The organism is Sulfurimonas sp., assembly GCF_029027405.1.
GTDB lineage: Bacteria > Campylobacterota > Campylobacteria > Campylobacterales > Sulfurimonadaceae > Sulfurimonas.
Genome location: NZ_CP093396.1, coordinates 2,600,349 through 2,620,763, shown reverse-complemented (window position 1 = coordinate 2,620,763; position 20,415 = coordinate 2,600,349). Strand labels below are relative to the sequence as shown.

General features: G+C 30.9%; 17 protein-coding genes. 6 read left to right on the top strand and 11 right to left on the bottom strand.

Annotated features, from left to right (window positions below; all coding sequences use genetic code 11):
- The first annotated feature begins 1 nt into the window (after position 1).
- Positions 2 to 3,088, top strand: coding sequence for an efflux RND transporter permease subunit (locus MOV42_RS12825; RefSeq protein ID WP_324171570.1), 3,087 nt, complete (start codon positions 2 to 4; stop codon positions 3,086 to 3,088).
- 46 nt (positions 3,089 to 3,134) lie between these two features.
- Here MOV42_RS12825 and MOV42_RS12820 read toward each other — a convergent pair whose 3' ends face one another.
- The 3 genes from MOV42_RS12820 to MOV42_RS12810 form a co-directional block, all read right to left on the bottom strand.
- On the bottom strand, positions 3,135 to 3,887 hold the full coding sequence (locus MOV42_RS12820; RefSeq protein WP_324171569.1) for a TSUP family transporter: 753 nt from the start codon (positions 3,885 to 3,887) through the stop codon (positions 3,135 to 3,137).
- Positions 3,888 to 4,002: 115 nt separating this feature from the next.
- Entirely contained in the window at positions 4,003 to 4,407 is a 405-nt protein-coding gene (locus MOV42_RS12815; protein ID WP_324171568.1) for a hypothetical protein, read from the bottom strand.
- Between the two features lie 253 nt (positions 4,408 to 4,660).
- Positions 4,661 to 5,173 (bottom strand): MFS transporter, encoded by a 513-nt coding sequence (locus MOV42_RS12810; RefSeq protein WP_324173031.1) that lies wholly within the window; start codon positions 5,171 to 5,173, stop codon positions 4,661 to 4,663.
- Positions 5,174 to 5,264: 91 nt separating this feature from the next.
- On the opposite strand from MOV42_RS12810, the gene MOV42_RS12805 reads away from it, so the two are divergent.
- Positions 5,265 to 6,449, top strand: a complete 1,185-nt coding sequence (locus tag MOV42_RS12805; protein WP_324171567.1) for an IS3 family transposase — start codon at positions 5,265 to 5,267, stop codon at positions 6,447 to 6,449.
- Between the two features lie 12 nt (positions 6,450 to 6,461).
- Here MOV42_RS12805 and MOV42_RS12800 read toward each other — a convergent pair whose 3' ends face one another.
- Genes MOV42_RS12800 through MOV42_RS12790 form a run of 3 tightly spaced genes read right to left on the bottom strand, consistent with a single transcriptional unit; the run spans position 6,462 to position 10,204 of the window.
- Entirely contained in the window at positions 6,462 to 7,190 is a 729-nt protein-coding gene (locus MOV42_RS12800) for an MFS transporter (protein WP_324171566.1), read from the bottom strand.
- A gap of 4 nt (positions 7,191 to 7,194) precedes the next feature.
- Positions 7,195 to 8,190 carry a class I SAM-dependent methyltransferase gene (locus MOV42_RS12795; RefSeq protein WP_324171565.1) on the bottom strand — a complete coding sequence of 332 codons (996 nt, stop codon included), beginning with the start codon at positions 8,188 to 8,190 and terminating at the stop codon, positions 7,195 to 7,197.
- 16 nt (positions 8,191 to 8,206) lie between these two features.
- Positions 8,207 to 10,204, bottom strand: coding sequence for a TonB-dependent receptor (locus MOV42_RS12790; RefSeq protein WP_324171564.1), 1,998 nt, complete (start codon positions 10,202 to 10,204; stop codon positions 8,207 to 8,209).
- A gap of 109 nt (positions 10,205 to 10,313) precedes the next feature.
- Here MOV42_RS12790 and MOV42_RS12785 point away from each other — a divergent pair, with 109 nt between their 5' ends.
- Both MOV42_RS12785 and MOV42_RS12780 read left to right on the top strand, forming a co-directional pair.
- Complete coding sequence (locus MOV42_RS12785; protein WP_324171563.1) at positions 10,314 to 11,210, top strand: AraC family transcriptional regulator; 897 nt, start codon at positions 10,314 to 10,316, stop codon at positions 11,208 to 11,210.
- Positions 11,211 to 11,324: 114 nt separating this feature from the next.
- Positions 11,325 to 12,161: a peptidyl-prolyl cis-trans isomerase gene (locus MOV42_RS12780; RefSeq protein WP_324171562.1), complete on the top strand. Its 837-nt coding sequence runs from the start codon at positions 11,325 to 11,327 to the stop codon at positions 12,159 to 12,161.
- A 6-nt stretch (positions 12,162 to 12,167) separates the two neighbouring features.
- Here MOV42_RS12780 and MOV42_RS12775 read toward each other — a convergent pair whose 3' ends face one another.
- From MOV42_RS12775 to MOV42_RS12755, 5 genes are all read right to left on the bottom strand, one after another.
- Positions 12,168 to 13,355, bottom strand: coding sequence for an ATP-binding protein (locus MOV42_RS12775; protein ID WP_321777331.1), 1,188 nt, complete (start codon positions 13,353 to 13,355; stop codon positions 12,168 to 12,170).
- A 152-nt stretch (positions 13,356 to 13,507) separates the two neighbouring features.
- The gene (locus tag MOV42_RS12770; RefSeq protein WP_324171561.1) at positions 13,508 to 14,707 is read right to left on the bottom strand and encodes a hypothetical protein; all 1,200 of its coding nucleotides are present in this window, start codon (positions 14,705 to 14,707) and stop codon (positions 13,508 to 13,510) included.
- Between the two features lie 88 nt (positions 14,708 to 14,795).
- Positions 14,796 to 16,037, bottom strand: a complete 1,242-nt coding sequence (locus tag MOV42_RS12765; RefSeq protein ID WP_324171560.1) for an ATP-binding protein — start codon at positions 16,035 to 16,037, stop codon at positions 14,796 to 14,798.
- Between the two features lie 115 nt (positions 16,038 to 16,152).
- The gene (locus MOV42_RS12760) at positions 16,153 to 17,364 is read right to left on the bottom strand and encodes a hypothetical protein (RefSeq protein ID WP_324171559.1); all 1,212 of its coding nucleotides are present in this window, start codon (positions 17,362 to 17,364) and stop codon (positions 16,153 to 16,155) included.
- Between the two features lie 84 nt (positions 17,365 to 17,448).
- Positions 17,449 to 18,117: a response regulator gene (locus tag MOV42_RS12755; protein ID WP_324171558.1), complete on the bottom strand. Its 669-nt coding sequence runs from the start codon at positions 18,115 to 18,117 to the stop codon at positions 17,449 to 17,451.
- A 47-nt stretch (positions 18,118 to 18,164) separates the two neighbouring features.
- Between MOV42_RS12755 and MOV42_RS12750 the strand changes: the two genes are divergently transcribed.
- Positions 18,165 to 19,910, top strand: coding sequence for a 7TM diverse intracellular signaling domain-containing protein (locus MOV42_RS12750; protein ID WP_324171557.1), 1,746 nt, complete (start codon positions 18,165 to 18,167; stop codon positions 19,908 to 19,910).
- Between the two features lie 57 nt (positions 19,911 to 19,967).
- Positions 19,968 to 20,414, top strand: a complete 447-nt coding sequence (locus MOV42_RS12745) for a deoxycytidylate deaminase (protein ID WP_324171556.1) — start codon at positions 19,968 to 19,970, stop codon at positions 20,412 to 20,414.
- Position 20,415: the final 1 nt, after the last annotated feature.

Below are 20,415 nucleotides of genomic sequence, written 5' to 3'. Positions count from 1 at the left end.
TATGAATATTACTCGCTTAGCCATTCGCAATAATCGTCTGACTTATTTTTTAGTATTTGCCTTAATGGCATTTGGAATAAGTACTTACTTTAAGCTTCCAAAAGCTCAAGACCCTGGATTTACAATTCGGACTGTGGCTATAACGACTTATCTTCCAGGCGCTAGTCCTGATAGAGTTGAACAGTTAGTTACAGATAAGATTGAACAAGTAATTCAACAGATGCCTGAACTTGATAATGTAACAAGTGATTCCCAAATGGGCGTTTCTATTATCAACGCTACCTTTAAAGATGAATACAAGGAAATGCAACCTATCTTTGATAAAGTACGAAGAAAAGTTGAAACAGTTCAAGGTGACTTGCCAAGTGAGGCTAGCATTCCTCAAGTTGATGATGAGTATGGCGATGTATTTGGCATGGTATATACTTTAAGCGGAGACGGTTTCAGTTATATAGAATTGAAAGATATAGCAGATGAAATACGCAATAACCTTTTACTTCTTAAGCAAGTCGCGAAAGTTGATATTCATGGTAATCAAAAAGAGGTAATTTTTGTAGAGTATAACAATGCCAAACTGCAAAAATTGGGTCTCTCGCCAGATTCATTACGCAATACCTTAAAAAATATAAATATCTTAAGCTCCGGAGGTAATGTTTTAATTGGTTCTGAGCGCATCGCATTAGAACCAAGTGGAAATTTTGAATCGCTTGAAGATATAAAACGCGCTGTTATTAATATTCCAAATAGTTCTGAAATGCTCTATCTTGAAGATATCGCAAATGTCTATGCTGGATATAAAGATCCTAAAGAGAGCGCTGTTCATGCCAATGGAAAACCAGCGCTAGTTATAGCTGTATCCATGAAAGATGGTGGTAATATTTTAGAACTTGGTAAAAAGCTAAAGAGTGTTATGCCTATTCTTGAAGAACGCTATCCTCATGGACTTAGAGTTGAAGCTGTTGCTTTTCAGCCAGACTTAGTTGAGACAAGCGTCAATGGTTTTATGAGTAACCTTGCGCAGTCAGTTATAACGGTATTTATTGTAATTTTTGTATTTCTAGGTTTTAGAACTGGTATTACCGTTGCACTTCTTGTCCCTGTTGTTATGGCAATTACATTTGTTGCAATGGACTATTTTGCAATAGGCATAAACAAAATGTCTCTAGCCGCTTTAATTATTGCCTTGGGATTATTGGTAGACAACGGTATTGTAATGGCGGAAGGTATTCTTGTTCGTTTGCAAAAGGGTGAAGATAAGAAAGAAGCTGTTATTGCTACTGGGGGAGAGATGCTAATTCCTCTTCTTGTCTCTTCTTTGACAACATCAGCAGCATTTTTACCAATTTTAATAGCACAATCTGCACTAAGCGAGTTTACTGGTGATATTGCAAAAGTTGTTACCATCGCATTAATACTCTCTTGGGTAATAGCATTGACATTTATTCCATTATTAGCACAGCAAATTATAAAAATTAAAATAAAAAACAATGATGATAAAGGTATGTTTTCAGGTAAGGGCTATAGTATTTACAGAAAAATCTTAGCTATTTCATTGAAGTTTAAACTTCTTGTTCTTGCACTTATTATTATGTTATTTGTGTTAAGTATTAATGGGCTTGGCATCGTTGCAAAAGTATTTATTCCACCTTCAACTGATCCGATTATTAATGCAAAATTTGATATGCCTATTGGCACATCAATTGAAACAACTGAACAAATTGCTTATGATATAGAGAAGTATCTCCAAGAAGAATGGCTTGTTACAGAAGAAAATAAAGTTGGGGTTACTACTTGGATGACTTTTATTGGTACAGGGGCACCAAAATTTGTACTTGGTTATACTCCAGGATCACCTAGTTCTAGGCATATTGCAATGGTTCTAAATATTACTGATTATAGATTAATTACCAAACTTTCTCAGGCATTAGAAAAGCATATTCAAGTGAAATATCCAGACCTTCAGCTACAATTAAAAAAACTTGAAAATGGTCCTCCTGTTGGCTACCCAGTTTCTATTAGAATACAAGGAAAAGATCAAGATGTTTTGTATAAAATTGTTTCTGATTTAAAAGAACAGCTCTATAGTATTCCAGATGTCGCATCTGTAATTGATGACTGGGGTCCACCTACTAAAAAACTATTAGTAAAAGTTAATCAAGAAAGAGCGTTCAGAGCGGGTGTAACAAGTCAGGATGTTGCTCTATCTCTAGAATCAAGTCTTTCAGGTATTGATTTAACTCAATATCGTAAAGGTGAAACTTTGATACCTGTTACGCTGCGTTCTGTTCAATCTGACAGACAAGACATAAGTAAACTTGACGGTATTACTATTTATGCCTCAGCTTCTGGGTCACAGGTACCACTTAAGCAGGTAGCAGATGTTGAGATGGTTTGGCAAGCAGGGCTTATTAAGCGTCGTGGTAGACTTAAAACTATCACTGTTGATGTGCAACTTATCCCAGGGGCATCGGTAACTACTGTTAATAATATCTTAGTTCCATGGTTAGTTAATGATGCAAAAAAATGGCCACAAGGTTACAAGTATGAACAAGGGGGTGAAGCAGAAGCTTCCAATGATGCAGCAGCATCTATTATCGGTGGATTACCTATGGCTGGAATGATTATAGTTCTACTGCTGATAGGACAATTTAACTCTATTCGTAAAATGGTTATTGTCCTGCTAACTATTCCTTTAGGAATGATAGGTGTTACATCTGGATTAATAATTGCTAAAACAACTTTTGGATTTTTTACAATTCTTGGTATAGTAGCCTTGGCGGGTATTATTATCAATAATGCTATTGTTTTACTTGATCGTATTAAGATTGAGATAGAAGAGAATGAGCTAACACCGCAAAATGCTATTTTTGAAGCTGCTCAGCAAAGATTGCGACCTATTTTGCTGACTACTGCCACAACTGTGGGTGGAATGCTTCCTCTTTGGATTTCTCATGATCCTATGTTTGAAACAATGGCAGTAGCGATTATATTTGGTCTTCTGTTTGCTACTGTTTTGACACTAGTATTTGTGCCAATTATGTATTCCCTACTATTTCGAGTTTCGTTTAAAGATTGGCGATATAAATAGCTCTCCTTAATAGGGAGTTATTTCAAAATACTTGTTATATATTTTATTATGAATAGAATAATAATTTAAAAGACATCGCAAAACTAATAATTACTACAAGTGGTCGTATTAATTTTTGTCCTTTTGATATAACTAGTTTAGCACCTATAGTTGCACCAATTATTTGACCAAATCCCATAACTAATCCAATCCATAAATATATTTCTCCTAAAAAAGAAAAAATCAATAATGAACCTAAATTTGTGGCAAAATTTAATATTTTTGTTTGTGCTGTAGCTTGTAATATATTGTTACCTAATAAATATATAAAAGCAATCGTAAAAAATGAACCTGTACCAGGTCCAAAGAAACCATCATAAAAACTTATTATTACTATAAATGTAAATGTGAAAAAAACAGTTGATACTATTTTATGTTTTTCTACTTTACCGATATCTTTAGATAATAAAAAAAATATTCCAATTAAAATTAAAAGAATAGGAACAATTTTAATTAGCAAAGATGAATCAATTTTTAATAAAGCCCATCCTCCAAATATGGAACTACAAAAAGCAATAATAATCATTAATTTCATATCTTTTAATTTAATCATTTTTTTTCTAATGAAATACAGAGAAGCAGTAAAAGTACCAAAAACTGACTGTAATTTATTTGTTCCAAGTGCTGTTGCTGGAGGCATACCTGCAAATAATAGTGCGGGGATAGTTATTAATCCACCTCCACCTGCTATAGTATCTATTATTCCTGCAAGTATCCCCACAAAAAATAAAATTAATAATATTTCTGTTGAAAATTCCATATTACTCCATGTACTTTATAGATAACGGTTGTGATTCCGATTTTTTTTCTGTTTTCTTATCACTTCGAAGGGCTTAGCATTTTTTTGCAACTTTTTTTTAAAAAGTTGTGGGATGTCAAAAGAGTTTACTTCTTTTTATCGTAAAATATATTGAACCTAAAAGAGGACTTCCCAATAAAGTTAATGCTAAATATAAATTTAATGGTGCTAAAGCACCAATTTCTCCATTAAACACTAATGATGATATAGGCAGTGAAAATATAAATAGATTTGATGATAAAATACCAAATATAATTGAACCAATCCATAAGTTTTTTATCCAAGAACTAACTTCACAATAAACTAAACCAATAAGAGTTACTATAATAGATATAGATAAAGGTGCTTCAAGAATTTTTATAATTGAACTACCTTCCATAAAGTATTTAAGTACACTAATCAATAATGCTATAGCTAACCCCATCACTGAAAAATAGATGACAATAATCATTGGTGCATATTTTAATTTTATTTTTTCCATGTTCCTTTCTCATTTAACGGCTTGACTATTTGAAGTTTGGAATGTTCCCTATTTAAGAGACACTTATTTAGTCAGTTAGCAACATATTATTTTTAACCTTTTTATTATATCTTTTTTCAAATTCATTTGGAGAAATATGATCTAAATAATTATTCTTGGATATAAACATACTAGCAGTTTTACAAATGCTTTTTTTAAAGAGTGGGGGATATTACATAAGGATTTAATGAAGAGCAAGAAGTATTATTTTTAACTATACTTCTTGCTCTTTATAAAACCTAAAAATGATGAAAACAACTAAAATCATTCCTATCATTTCAAATAAGAACATCATACCAAATCCCATATTTGAAATGATTATACCAGCGATTACAGCAGATATAATCCTCGTAAATGAAAACAAGCTTGACGCAACTGCATAGTCAACCCCTCTTGAAGTATCGCGACTATAGTCCATAATCATAGAAAAAATGATCGCAGAAGACAGTGCGATGGCTAGTGCTGTAAATGTGACGGCTAGAAGTAGTAATGGTATCGTTAATTGATAATTTTCTATAAAAATAAGGATTACAATGGCAACAACATTAAATATTGCAAAGCTTATAAGTACCGTCTTTTTACTGAATTTTTTAGATATAAAACTAGCCAGGACACCACCTATAAAGCCTACCCCACTTCCGTAAATACCTACATACATAGCTACTTCATCAGCATTTATTCCTTTGCTTATGAGGTAAGGTTTCATAAAAATCCATACAGCACTTATAAATATACTACCCCAAGAAAATCAAACAACTATTTCTAAAGTTTAATTCTTAAAAGAGTAAAATTAAACAATAAAAATAGAAGGTAATCTTATGAGTCGAAAAAGAACAACATATACAGCAGAATTCAAGACAAAGTTAGTTTTAGAAGTTTTAAAAGAAGATAAGACACTAAATGAAATAGCAAGTGTAAATAATATCACACCAAAAAACTTACAAAATTGGAAGAAGATATTTTTGGAAAATGCAGAAGTTGCGATGGAACCTGCAAAAGTAATTAAAGAGTACAAAGAAGAGAATGTAAGATTACAAGCTAAACTTGATGAATATGCAAAGGTTGTAGGTCAACTAACAGTAGAGAAGGACTGGGCGGTGGGAAAGTTAAGCAGCTTGGACTCTAGCTATAAAAAGGAGTTGATTGATAGAGATGAAAATAAGGCATTATCAGTTGTAAAACAATGTAATCTTATTAACTATAACAGAAGTAATTTGTTCTATGCACCAATGGTAAATCTTGCTAAAAATGTAATTAAAAAACATATAGAAAAAGTATTTGAAGAGATACCAAGCTATGGCTATATGAAAGTGTATCATCAACTACTAGAGGATGGTTTTCGTGTCAGTCCCAACACAGTGCTGGCATACCGTAGAGAGTTAGGTTTACAGGCTGTTTTAGCTGTAAGACCACCAAATACAAGCTGGGCGGACAAGCAACATCATAAATACTCTTACAAAATAAGAGGATTAGATATCGTAAGAGCAAACCAAGTATGGTCAACAGATATAACCTATATTAAAATTAAAGGTGGTATGGTCTATATGGCTGCCATAATTGATTGGTATTCTAAAGCAATATTATCTTGGCGAATATCCAACACAATGGATACAGATTTAGTCATGGGTGTACTAGATGAAGCACTCGCACTCTATGGTAAGCCTGAGATATTTAATACTGATCAAGGGTCACAATATACAAGCTGTATCCACACTCAAACATTAAAAGATAATGACATAATTATCTCTATGGATGGTAAAGGTAGAGCAACAGATAATATTTGTATTGAGAGGTTCTGGAGAAGTGCTAAAGTTGAAAAAATATACCTCAATGAATATGAGAGAGTATCAATTCTCAAAAGTGATGTTAAGGATTATATAGAATTTTATAATCATAGAAGATTTCATGAGACATTGAAATATAAAAAACCTATGAATGTTTATTATGATAGTTTAAAAATCAATGATGAGAATTACACTAAATCTAGTGAAAATGTAGCATAGGGTAACAGGTATTTAGGGAATTAGATTTTTGAAAAAGTTGTCTTGACATATTGGGGTAGTATAAAATGCAAAATAAAAAGATAACAGAAATATCCAAATTCCTATATTTTTTTGTGTAAAAAATGATAGAATCGTCTCAAAAGATACTTTTTTTTCTTTTATTATCTCATCACTCTCACTTATTAACATTAAAATAAGTAGAGCGACTAAAACCATTGCAGACATAATCATAAAAGTATTTCTCCAACCTATATGATTATAAAAGAGTAAAAATACTCCAGCACCTAAGATACCTGCAACAAAATAAGAACTAGCCTTATATGAACCTGCTACAAATCTCTCTTCTTTTGTAAATATCTTTATGGACAGAGCGTTTAGAGGAATATCTATAAAGGTTGATACTAAGGTTGTTAGCATAATTACAATCAGAACTATGTACAAATCATCTTTTAAAGATAAAAAACTTATAGAAAATAAAAGTACAGCATAAATAACACCAGTACCAATTATCCATTTTTTGTAATGATTTTTCTCAAACACAAACTTATCAATGGGAGGGGAGAGTGAAAATTTTATTACACTAGGGAGTCCAACCATCTGAAACATCCCAATAAGAGAAGCTTCAAAGCCTTCTATCTGAAGTATCATAGGTAGCCCTAACATAAAAAATATGAAAGGAGCTAAAAATGCAGTGTAAAGTGTTCCAAACAAAATATTCTTTTTAAATAATGCTTTATCCATTGTCTTATTTTTTTGCTATATGTATTTGAGTTGGAGTCATAGGGAATTCTGATGTTGTATATGAGTTTATAGTTCTAAACCCTGTATGTTCTAAAATATTAGATAGCTCCATCGGTTTAAAAATAGTTCTTCCTTGGAGATTGAGTCCTAGAAAATAAAAAAAGCTATCTTCATATTCTTGAGGTTCTTCTCCAACCTCTACATGCGCACTTACTAAAATCCCATTTGGATTGAGTGCTTTATATATTTTTTCTAAAACATCTGTTTTGTTATCTAAAAAATAAAATATATTACTACACCAAATTAAGTCATATCTACTTCCTATATTATCGTTTTGAATATCGCCACACAAAATGGATACTTTATCTTCTAAGTTATACTCCTTTATATGAGTTGAAACGACATCTGTAACATCAGGGAAATCAAAAAGAACACCTTTCATAGTTGGATGTGACTTTACTATTTCCAAGCCTAAAACCCCTGAAGCACAACCTAGATCTAACATCTTAGTCATCTTTGGATACTCTTTTAAGTTTTTTACGATTTCAACTACACTTTTTGAGATAAGATTAGTCTGTTCTTGTTTTAAAAATTTTCTTGAAGCAGTTGCCCATTTTTTAGGATTTTTAGCCATTGCCACATCTTTAGCACCTTCACTTACAAGGCTAGACATAGCTTTTCTTCCATGATTTAACATCTCATTTCTGTGCAAAAAGACATCTCCACAATATGTAGAAGCAGCGTATATAAAGTATTTTTTAGTTACTTCTGTGTTTTTATAAAAATCATCCTTTTTGTATATTAGGTCTATCATGGCCAGTGCTTTTAAGAGGGTATTTGTATTTTTAGCATTAGTATTTAACTCTTTTACTAAACACTCCAGACTCATATCTTGCTTTTCTAAGTAGTTAAAAAGCTTCAACTGTAAAGCGATAGCTAAAACCTCTGTCTTATTTTGTTCAAGTAACATTTTTATATATCTGTTTATTCCATTTTCCATTTTATTTCCTCGTATCTTAATATCTATATGCCAGTTTTATACCAACTTCTCTCTCTTGTTTAAAGATAGTTGTTGTTCCTCTGAAGTAAGCACCAGGTGCATTATGCTCCTTGTCAAATAAGTTGTCTGCATACAGATATATATCGTAATGTTCTGCTTCATATCCTATTTTAATATTGACTAATTCATAGGCATCTTGATAGTATTTATTTGCTTTATCAAAGTAAGTTTTGCCATAGCCATTCAAATCAACTCTTCCGTAGTATCCTGAACTATTTCTATACTGTGTACCTAAGTTAAAGTTATATTTTGGAGCATACGGATTTGTATTTCCACTATAATCACCTGTATGGTCCGTAAATTTATCGAAGGTAGTATCATTAAAGCCACCATTAGCAAAAAATGTAAATTCACTATTTAGTAATGCTTCAAATTCTAATTCAACTCCTTTTGAAGTCGCACTTGCTGCGTTTACCATATATACAATACCTGGAATTAAAGTCTCTTCAACCTGCATATCATTGATACTCATGTAGTAAGCACTAGCATTAAACTTGATTGTATTACTAAAAAACATTCCTTTATAGCCTAACTCATAAGAGAGTAGAGACTCTTCATCATAGGATTTTTTATTTTGTGTTGCATGGGGGTTAAATCCACCAGCTCTATAGCCATTGGCAATAGTTATATAAGTCATACTGCTTTTATCAAATGTGTATTGAAGTGATATTTTAGGTGAAATATGACTCCAACTCTTATTTAATTGTATATTTGTACTCTTTACCTCTATAGATTTATCTTCTTTGTCATATCTAATTCCAGTGTTAAGAGACCAGCTATCAGCAAAAGGATAGATAATATTTCCAAAAACACCAATACTATGTGAAGATAAGTTCTGAGGTTTGCCTCTAGAACCTGTAGGGTCAAACATAGTAATTGATTTTATATAAATATCATTATCTTCTTTATCAAAATAGACCCCTGAAACCATTTTTATATCTGATAGTTTAGCTTCATATCTGAACTCTTGAGAAATAGTGTTAAACTCATAATCTTTATATAAGTGCCTAATAGTTTGTTGTGTAAAATCTGTATCAACTGTCGCCACATCTGTATGTTTTCTTTTAGTTGTAATAGACTTGATACTGCTTGAACTGCTAATACTGTAGTCTATTTTTAAGGCCATGTTTTCAGTCTCAGGAGATGAAGAACCTTCAAGGTTTGAAGAAACTTCAGGCACACCATCTCTAGCACTAGCCCAGTCATGCGCTCCATTATCATTTTTACTTTTAGAAGCTATTACTGATATTTCTAAGTTGTCTGTTGGTGTATATCGTAAATATATTTTTCCATAATTATTTTTTTTGTGATTTACATATTTGCCAGTGGCTATATTTTTAATGAAACCATCTTTTTCATTATGTGCTAAAGAGACACCAAGGTACAATGTGTCTTTTATGATAGCTCCAGATAAATTAGCACCAATATTAACTCTTCCATTATTTCCGAGTGTTGTATAAACCTTTGCTCTTGTTTCATTATCTGGTTTTTTTGTTATAACATTAATGACTCCAACTTCAGAGTTTTTTCCATAAAGTGTTCCTTGTGGACCTTTTAGAACTTCAATCCTTTGAACATCTCCTAATAAATCAGTAAAACCAAAACTATTCATTGTTGGTACACCATCAACATAAAGACTAACAGGACTTGAATAAGATAAAATATTCGCTCCAATACCTCTTATAGATGGAGAGGTTAATCCCTCTTGTCCTGTATTAAAAAGTAATAATCCTGGAGTATATTTAGCGATATCATCGAGTGTTGATATTGATTTATCTTCTATTGCAGTATCATTAAATACTGAGATACTAATAGGTACTTTTTGTGCATTTTCTTCACTTTTTTGAGCTGTAACGGTTAACTTTTCCATTTCTGTTACATCATTTGCAATGATTTGAGTATTTAACAAGAGACTTGTTATTAACGATAGTGTCATTTTCTTTTTGTTTATCACGATGTTCCTTTTAGTATATATTTATTATTTGTAGTATATACTTCAATATATTGATAGTCAATATCAAAATTATTCTAAAAGGTTTAATTCCTATTATCAAAGGAAAAAGATGTGTAAATTAACTTTAAATGATCTAAAAGGTGATATTTTCCCAATTGACATAGGAACCAATATTACAAATAAAATAAATATACAAGATGGATTTTTATTACTAAAAATAAATTATAAACTCCAGCGACCTATACAAATAGAAGCTAAACAAAATAGTAAAAAGTTCGTAATCACTATGTCCTTAAAAGGTAGTTCAACATATACAAATGCAATAGATAAAAAAACAGTACCCTTTAAAGAGGGCTTTACCACAATATCTCTCTTTGAAAAGACACAAGGGTTTAGAGAGTTTCATGATAAAGAGGTAGAACAAATAAGGCTTATTTTGGACGAGGATTTTTTACAAAGAAATTTACAAAAAAGTTTACTTCAAAAGTATTTTATCAATAGCGATAAGTATCTAAATCTTATAAGTTTTTCTCCTACTTTAATACAATCTCAAATTATTATTACTGAGATATTAGACTGTCAACTTCAAGGAGAATTAAAGAAAATATACTTACAAAGTAAATCTTTAGAGCTACTGCATGTAGAACTTTCAAAACTTGGAACTAAAGAAAATAAAATTTTACTTGATAACTATGATAAAACAGCAATCTATAAAGCAAAAGAAATTTTGATAAATAATATGGAAAATCCACCTTCTATAGTAGACTTAGCCAAACAAGTGCATATGAATGAGTTTAAATTAAAGGTAGGATTTAAGAAGATATTTCATACTAGTCCATATAAATTACTCTTAAAGTACAAAATGAATGAAGCAAAAATAATGCTTCATTCAGGGGAGTACAACATTAATGAAGTGGCTAAATTAATTGGTTATAAATATGCAAGTAATTTTACTAATGCTTTTATGAAAGAGTTTGGGCTTTCACCTAAAAGTTATATACCCTAAATACTATTTCTTTGAATAGTGTTTAAACTTGAATTACATTGGGGTAAAAGAAAAGATTAATAAAGTTCATTTAAAATATGTTAAAATACGGTCTTTAAATTCACAGGATAATTAATGCAAAAAATATTTTTAACTCTTCTCTTTGTAGTAACACTAAATGCTCAAGTTATAGGAGGTGTTGCAGTGGTAGTAAAAGGCGATGCTATAACTACATATGACATAAAAAAAGAGATGAAAACATCTAAAACAAGTGAAAAAAAAGCAACAAATACTTTAATAAGAAAAGTTTTGGAAAAGCAAGAAATAAAAGAGAGAAAACTTAGTGTGAGTAGTGGTGAAGTTTATGATGATATAAAACAAACTGCAAAGAGAAATCAAATGAGTGTCGATGATTTTTATGAAGCAGTTAGAAATGCAAATAGTTTAAGTTCAGCACAATTAAAAGAGAAGATAAAAGAGAGACTTTTATCTCAAAAGCTTTACTCTGCAATAGCTTACGCTGGAGTTTCCCAGCCAAAAGAAGATGAGATAAAAGCATACTTCGAGTCACATAAAGACGCCTTTGATCATCCAAGTGCTTTTGTAGTTGTAATTTATCAAGCTAAAGATAAAAATAAATTGACACAAAAAACTAAGGACCCGATGTTCTATTCTCCAGACATTTCTGCAAGCAATCAAACTCTTCCATACGATAACATATCTCCAGAATTAGCATCTCTACTAGAGCGAACACCTATTAATAACTATACGGCTGTTGTTCCAGATGGAAAAGGTGGATACATGACTTTTTATATTAAAGGCACAGAATCTCCAAAAGAGATGGGATTTGAGAATGTTCAAACTCAGATTGTAAATATGATTATGGCTGAGCAAAGAGAGCAGGTCTTAGGTGATTACTTCGCAAGACTTCGTCATAATGCGGATGTAAAGATGATTAGAGAAGTAGAGTAGTATCATTTAATACAAAAATCCAAATAACCAAAGCGGGATTACATTTGAATAACCAGTTTCAATTTCATCTCGTACTACAAAGCTATTTGTAGCATTATCTAATTGTTTATCTCCCTTTGTTGCTCCACCTATCTCAAAAATATATTTTTCATCAACAATAAAATCACCTTTATCATGATAGTGTAATTGATGTATATGATTTAATTGGGATATGAAATAACTTTCTCTAATTGATCCGATATTTGGATCTGCACATAGAACATGAAATAGGTTTGGGTTGTTTAACAACATTTTTTGTGCCTTATTTAGTCGTTTATGATTTTGAGGAGCATCTATGAGATGAATTAAATCACCTTCTTTCATGTATGTTAAATATTTTGAAAGTGTTGACCAAGATATTTGCGTATCTTTAGAAAGTTTAGATTTGCTTATTTCATATGGAGAAGTTGAGCATAACATTCCTAAAACTCGTTTTAATACACTTTGTTTATCGTTGTCTATATTAAATATTTTTGCTAAGTCTGATTCAATTGTAGTATTGATTACTTCTTGTAATCGCATAGGATAATCAACGATGGACTCATTAAAAAATGGGTAAGCTCCATATTTTATATAATTTGAATATTGTTCAAGTGGTTTGATAACTTGTAGTATCTCAAAGCTTATATCTTCATGATTATCTATTAAATCTTCAAGAGAATATGATGGTAGTTTTATATTTTCTTTTAAAGATATAAACTCTCGTAGTGACATTGGTGGAAGGTAATGCATGGAAGCTCTTCGAGATAAGTCAGCTGTTTCATGACTAATAATCATTGCTGAGGAACCAGTAAATATGACTTTAATAGTTAAAAAATCATAAATAGATTTAATGTGTGAACTAAAATCAACTGATTTGTGTATCTCATCAATAAGCAATAATTTTCCACCATATTGCTCAAACTCAGTGGCAATATCAAATAGATTTTCTCCGGCCATTACTGGACTATCACAACTTATATATAGTGTTTGACTAGCTTTTAATTTAGAATTTTTTGCATATTGATGAAGTAGGGTAGTTTTACCAGAACCACGGCTACCTTTTATACCAATTATTTTACTGTTAAAATCTATATCATCATAAAGAGTTCTATAAAAATTTGGTGTTCGTTTAGATAACCATTGTTTTGAAAGTTTTTGTAGTATAGGTTTCATAATCTACCTTTATCTAGGATAATAATCTCTATTTTACTATAAAACATATTTAATAGCAAGAACCTTTTTGTTGATAACTTCATTTAATATATAATCTCAAACAATCAGACTCTTACTTGTAGTTTTATGTCAACTTATGGCTGAGAAAAGTGTTATGGAGCAAATGTAATAACATATTCTGGACTAGTATTAATTCCATCAGAAATAGTATATTTAACAAAAAAAGTCTCATTATTAGCATCAGCACTACTTAGAGCAACTATATAGCCATGCACAACAATAATAAAACTAGTTGAGTTGCTAGCCACCTGCTCTACTATAGTAATTGTCATGTTATCCCCATCAGAATCGTTTATTAGTGGAGTCAAATCAATGCTATTGTTCCCAATAACAAAAATATTTTGACCAGTAGGAGCATGATTAACAGCTGGAGCAGGAGGGACTACAACTGGAGTTGGTTTAGGTTTCGCAACCTTAGTAGCAAACACTTTAGGAGCTACAGCTTGTGCAACTATACTACTAGAGCCTATAGCATTTTCAAATAGATCACGCATCTTAAGAGATTTGTTTGCAATACCCTCAGAGTATTCAACCCCTGCTTTAACATTTGTATCTGGATTAAAAGATGCTTTTAAATAAGGACTAAACTTACTTGTAGCAAAGGTGTATTGTACTCCTGCACGAACTGCATAATCATTTTTAGAGTGATTAACACTATCATGAGCTAGATAAGCTCTTACATCATCAGTTGCAAACCAACCAAGTTCAGCTTTATAATCAGCATAGTTTTTATCAAATACATTAGAGTTTTTATAGATGCCAACTATATCAAATGTAGCATACTTAGCAAAGGTGTGTTTTGCTATAAGTTCAAGATATGAGATTTTAGAGTCACCATCTGCAGATGCAGCATTTTCAAGTTGACTTATTATGTGACCTGCTTCAATGTTATAACTTTTATCATCACCATAACCTAGTGAACCACCACCAGTAGTTTGAGTGACATCAGCATCTGCGTCTTCTATTAACATGCCTCTTTGTAAATACCCAAGACCACCTTTAATATAAAAATCTTTAGTAATATCGCCTTTTAGAACTGCCGAACCTAGAGTATAGTCTGAACCATACTCTAAGACAAGCTTAGAAAAGTTGTTTTCAAACTCTAAACCAGCACCATTATAGTTTTTGTTATTTTCATCTGAGTTAGGAGTACCAACTTTTAATCCAAGACCATATACTCTTATATTGTTATACTCTGCAACACTATTATCATCATCATTTATTTCAGAAGAACTAAGACTTCCAACTAATATACTTAAACTAAACATTAAAATTATTAAATTTTTATACATGTTATTTACCTTTGTAAAATACTCTTATTCATATCTTACAAAGCTAACATCACATTTCAAATCACATTTTTAAAGAAATTTATTCTTATCAATACAAAAATCCAAATAACCAAAGTGCAACTTTGTTACCAATACCAACTTCTAAATCATCACTAGCAACATAGGAGTTTGGTATATCTTTAATCTGATGAAAACCTTTATTTTTTCCGCCTACTTCAAAAGTATATTTTTCTTCACAATAAAAATCACCTTGTTTACTCGCAAAGATTCCTTCATCATTTAGCGATTGTTTGTTTTTATAATAATTATCTAATTGATTTACAAAAAATGTCTCTCTTAGGTTTCCTATATTTGGCTCTTTTGTGTACATCAAGTTTGGATTTGCCAAAAATATTTTTTCTGGTTTATCAAAGGCTTTCATACTTAATGAATTTTGCATCAAAAGTTTAATAAGTCCTGCATCATCAAGCTTAGATAAATAATCCTTTAATGTTCTATCGTCTTTAATATCTGCTGCTTTTTTAAGCTCACTCATCTTAGGTTCAAATGGCACACTTTTAATAATAACAGATAAAAGCATCTTGATTTTTTTTATGCTGTTACCATTTAGCGTTGGATAGATATTTAAAAGATCACTTTCTATAGATACATTTATATTTTGTTGTAATGTTTGAAAAAATAAAACTTCATTTGGCATAGACAAAAAATAAGGATAATATCCATGCTTTAAATAGTTTTTAAATAATGGTATGATTTTTTGGTCATTTTTTTCTATGATATTTTTAATATTTGTAGCTATCTCTATATGATTTATTACTACATCTTCTAAACTAATCTCATCAAATTTATATCCATGATGAAGCTCTAAAAACTCTCTAAAACTCATTCCTACCATGTTATAAACTATAGCACGCCTACTTAAATCATGACTCCCTTTATTTATCTGTAAGGCAGAACTTCCTGTGGCTATTATCTTTAACTTATCAAATCTATCATAGATATTTTTGAGTTCAGCCGACCAGTTTTCATACTTATGAATCTCATCAAAACAAAGAAGCTTACCACCATTTAAAACAAACTCCTCTGCAACTTGAGTCATAGTATATTTTGAAGTATTCTCAATATCATCAAGATTTATATATAAGGCTTCATTTTCTTTATAATTATTATTTATGTATTGAGCAACTGTTGTTGTTTTTCCAATACCTCGTGAACCAATAATAACAGATAATCTATGTTCTAATTTTTTAGTTTTTACAAAATATCTTTTATACTCTTGATTGTTAATATTTATAAAATCTCTACTTTTGATAAAAAGTTCTTCTAGCATATCATAGCCTTAATAATGTTTTAAAGTACTATAATACCATAATTATATATGTAATACAATACATATTATTATGCATTCCACCTTGAAAAGGTGCAACGAGAGAGAAAAGCACTAATCAACCACTAAAAAGAATCCAATATGCTGGACTAGTAGCTGTGCCATCGGAAACAGTATAGTAAACGCTAATTTCGCTTGGAGTAGAAGCACCTACTTCTATACTAATTGTGTTACCACTTATAATTAAAGAGTAAATCGGTATCCTAGAAATATTTTGAATTCTTACTATATTAATTGTCATGTTGTCCCCATCAGGATCGTTTATTAGTGGGGTCAAATCAATAGTTCCAGTAGTCCCCACAAAATTAGTAAAAGAATTCCTCCCAGTAGGAGCATGATTAACAGCTGGAGCAGGAGGGACTACAACTGGAGTTGGTTTAGGTTTCGCAACCTTAGTAGCAAACACTTTAGGAGCTACAGCTTGTGCAACTATACTACTAGAGCCTATAGCATTTTCAAATAGATCACGCATCTTAAGAGATTTGTTTGCAATACCCTCAGAGTATTCAACCCCTGCTTTAACATTTGTATCTGGATTAAAAGATGCTTTTAAATAAGGACTAAACTTACTTGTAGCAAAGGTGTATTGTACTCCTGCACGAACTGCATAATCATTTTTAGAGTGATTAACACTATCATGAGCTAGATAAGCTCTTACATCATCAGTTGCAAACCAACCAAGTTCAGCTTTATAATCAGCATAGTTTTTATCAAATACATTAGAGTTTTTATAGATGCCAACTATATCAAATGTAGCATACTTAGCAAAGGTGTGTTTTGCTATAAGTTCAAGATATGAGATTTTAGAGTCACCATCTGCAGATGCAGCATTTTCAAGTTGACTTATTATGTGACCTGCTTCAATGTTATAACTTTTATCATCACCATAACCTAGTGAACCACCACCAGTAGTTTGAGTGACATCAGCATCTGCGTCTTCTATTAACATGCCTCTTTGTAAATACCCAAGACCACCTTTAATATAAAAATCTTTAGTAATATCGCCTTTTAGAACTGCCGAACCTAGAGTATAGTCTGAACCATACTCTAAGACAAGCTTAGAAAAGTTGTTTTCAAACTCTAAACCAGCACCATTATAGTTTTTGTTATTTTCATCTGAGTTAGGAGTACCAACTTTTAATCCAAGACCATATACTCTTATATTGTTATACTCTGCAACACTATTATCATCATCATTTATTTCAGAAGAACTAAGACTTCCAACTAATATACTTAAACTAAACATTAAAATTATTAAATTTTTATACATGTTATTTACCTTTGTAAAATACTCTTATTCATATCTTACAAAGCTAACATCACATTTCAAATCACATTTGATAAAAATTTATTTTTATAACAATAATATCCCTAGACTTTTTTGCACACAAAACTCTAGATTAACTAACTTGTGTTTAATCCTATATAAAAATGTTCTTCTTGTATTGTCAGTTACTAGTTTCCCTTGCCATATAACTTCATCAATCACAGTATATGGAACGACACTTCCTTTTGAGTTAAATATAAGGGCTATGAAAAGTTGCTCTTTTTTTGTGAGCTTTATCTCTTGCTTATCTTTAAAAAGTTTGTTGTTTGTTTTATCAAAATCATAACCATTAATTTTGATAATATTATCTTTGTTCATTGTCAGTTTATATTTGGCTACGGTTAAGTTTATAATAGCTTCAAGCTCATCTACTCTGTATGGTTTTAACAGATAACCGACAAAGTCAACTTCACTAGCACGAAGTAGTATTTCTTGGTCTTTATAGGCAGTAATAAAGACAACGGGAAGCTTATATAAGTTTTGCATAGTTCTTGCAGCATCTATGCCGTCTATATCTCCATTTATTTTTATGTCAGAAAAGAGTATGTCTATTTTTGTTTTACTAGCTATTTCAAAAGCTTTTTGTGCATCTCTTGCTATATGTACATGTTTAAATCCTAGTTTTTGAAGAGTCTTTTTTAGATGAACATATATAATCAGTTCATCTTCTAATATCAATACATTTAAATTATTCATACTTATTTATAACATAAGTAGACATAAGTTTTGATATAATCGTTAATATGTTAATAAAAATAATATTATTGACCTCGCTCATGCTCTCAGCACTATATTCGTCAGTTATACATGTAAATGAAAAATCTATAAATATCAGCGTACTAGAAAACTCTTACATGTATATTGATGAGAGTTCAACTCTTAATTTTAAAGATATACAAAAAAAAGACTTTAAACCTTTTCTTGTTGATTATGTTCGTCTTGGCTATATAGATGCTACTTTATGGACAAAATTTAGTATAAAAAATGACTCACCGCAAGACATGACAAGGTACATTAGTATTTCAAATCCGACATTTGACACGGTAGAACTTTATACAAAAATACAAAAAAAGTATAAAAAAGAGTCACAAGGACTATGGCATCTAAACCAATACAAAAGAAATAATATATTACACCCAAGTTTTAAAGTGGAGTTTAAGGCACATGAAATGAAGGAATTTTACTACAAAACTCATTCTATCGATAGCGCGCACTACTTCAAACTACATATCAAAGATATAAATACTTTGTATGAAGATGAGTTCTCCTATCAACTCATCTTATCTATGTTTTTTGGAGCGATGTTAGCTCTTGTACTTTATAATGTTTTCATATATTTTTTTACACGAGAGCTTTCTTATTTATACTATATTTTGTATATATTGTTTACCACTTTGTATTACGCCTCTTACTCTATCATGCTAGATTATATACTTCCAGAAAATTCTAATATGATAGATATTTTTATGGATTTTTACTCTTTAGCTTTAGCAAACATTGCTGCACTTCTTTTTATAAAAGTATTTTTGAATATAAAGCAGTATAAGAGGCACAACATAATTATTAATATGATACTTGTGCTAAATATAATGCATATACTAATTTATATAAATGGAAGTTATCTGATTGAATATTCCCTTTACATTATTTTGGTTACATTTGTATTTATACTATATATCTCTGCTTTCTCTTTTTACAAAAAAAATCCTCAAGCAAAGTATATTTTAATTGGTTGGAGCTTCAATTTTTCGGGTGTATTGATGATATCCCTTCAGCAGTACGGACTTCCAAATATAATAGACTATTTTCCTCATTTTTGTGCATTGACAATTTTCATGGAAGCTATCCTTTTCTCAGTTGCACTATCTTCAAAACTAAACACGACAAAAGCACTACAAAAAGCAGTTAAAACAAATAAAATACTAACAAGAGAACTTCATCATCGAGTTAAAAACAATATGCAATTTATTATTCTTATGTATAGGCTAAAGCTTGATAGCCTAAACAATAAAGATGTAGAACAAAAGCTAAGAGAGAGTGAAGGAGCTGTTCAAGCCATAAGTAAAACTCATGAGATTTTGTACAATCAAAATGATTTAGAAAATATAGATACCCAAGGCTACTTTACAAATCTAATAGATGAATTAGAAAAAAGCTTTAACACAACAAAGATAAAAATTTATCTAGAGGTAAAGGATACTTTGGATGTCCAAAACTCCATACACTGTGGCATCATACTCAATGAGCTTATAACCAACTCCTTCAAATATGCCTTTAAAGATGGTGAAGGGGTTATCAGTATTAAGCTTATTAAAAAAGATAAGAAGCATATATTTACAGTAGAAGATAATGGGGAAGGATTTGATTATGAGCAAAAACAACACGATTCCTTTGGTCTCTCTTTTGTGGAAACAATTGTTGTTGATGAGCTTGGGGGAACTATCTTGTTTGATACTTCAGATGGTACAAAAGTAAAGATGAATTTTTAAATGCCTTGTAGTTTTGCGATATAATATGATAATTTTTTAAATAAGGGTTTAGTGTAGATGCTAAGTGATGAAAATTTTATAAATATTGCCATAGAATTAGCTACTGCTTCAAAGTGTGTTTCTAAGCAAGTTGGTGCAGTTATAGTCAAAGATGGTCGTATTCTTAGTACAGGTTACAACGGAACTCCTGCTGGTTTTACAAACTGCTGTGATCATTGGGGTGGTAAATATACTGATGAGCATCATGAGTGGAGTAAAACTTATGAGATTCATGCAGAAATGAATGCAATAATCTGGGCAGCAAGAAAAGGCATCTGCGTTGAAGGTGCTACTATCTATGTAACTTTAGAGCCTTGTAGTGAGTGTAGCAAAAATGTTATAGCAAGTGGTATTAAACGCATAGTTTATGCAAAAGAGTATGAACATACAAACTCCAAAACTATTTCAAAGTTCATTAAAGACAATGGCGTAAGTATAGAAAAGTTAAAAAGAGGAACAAAATAAA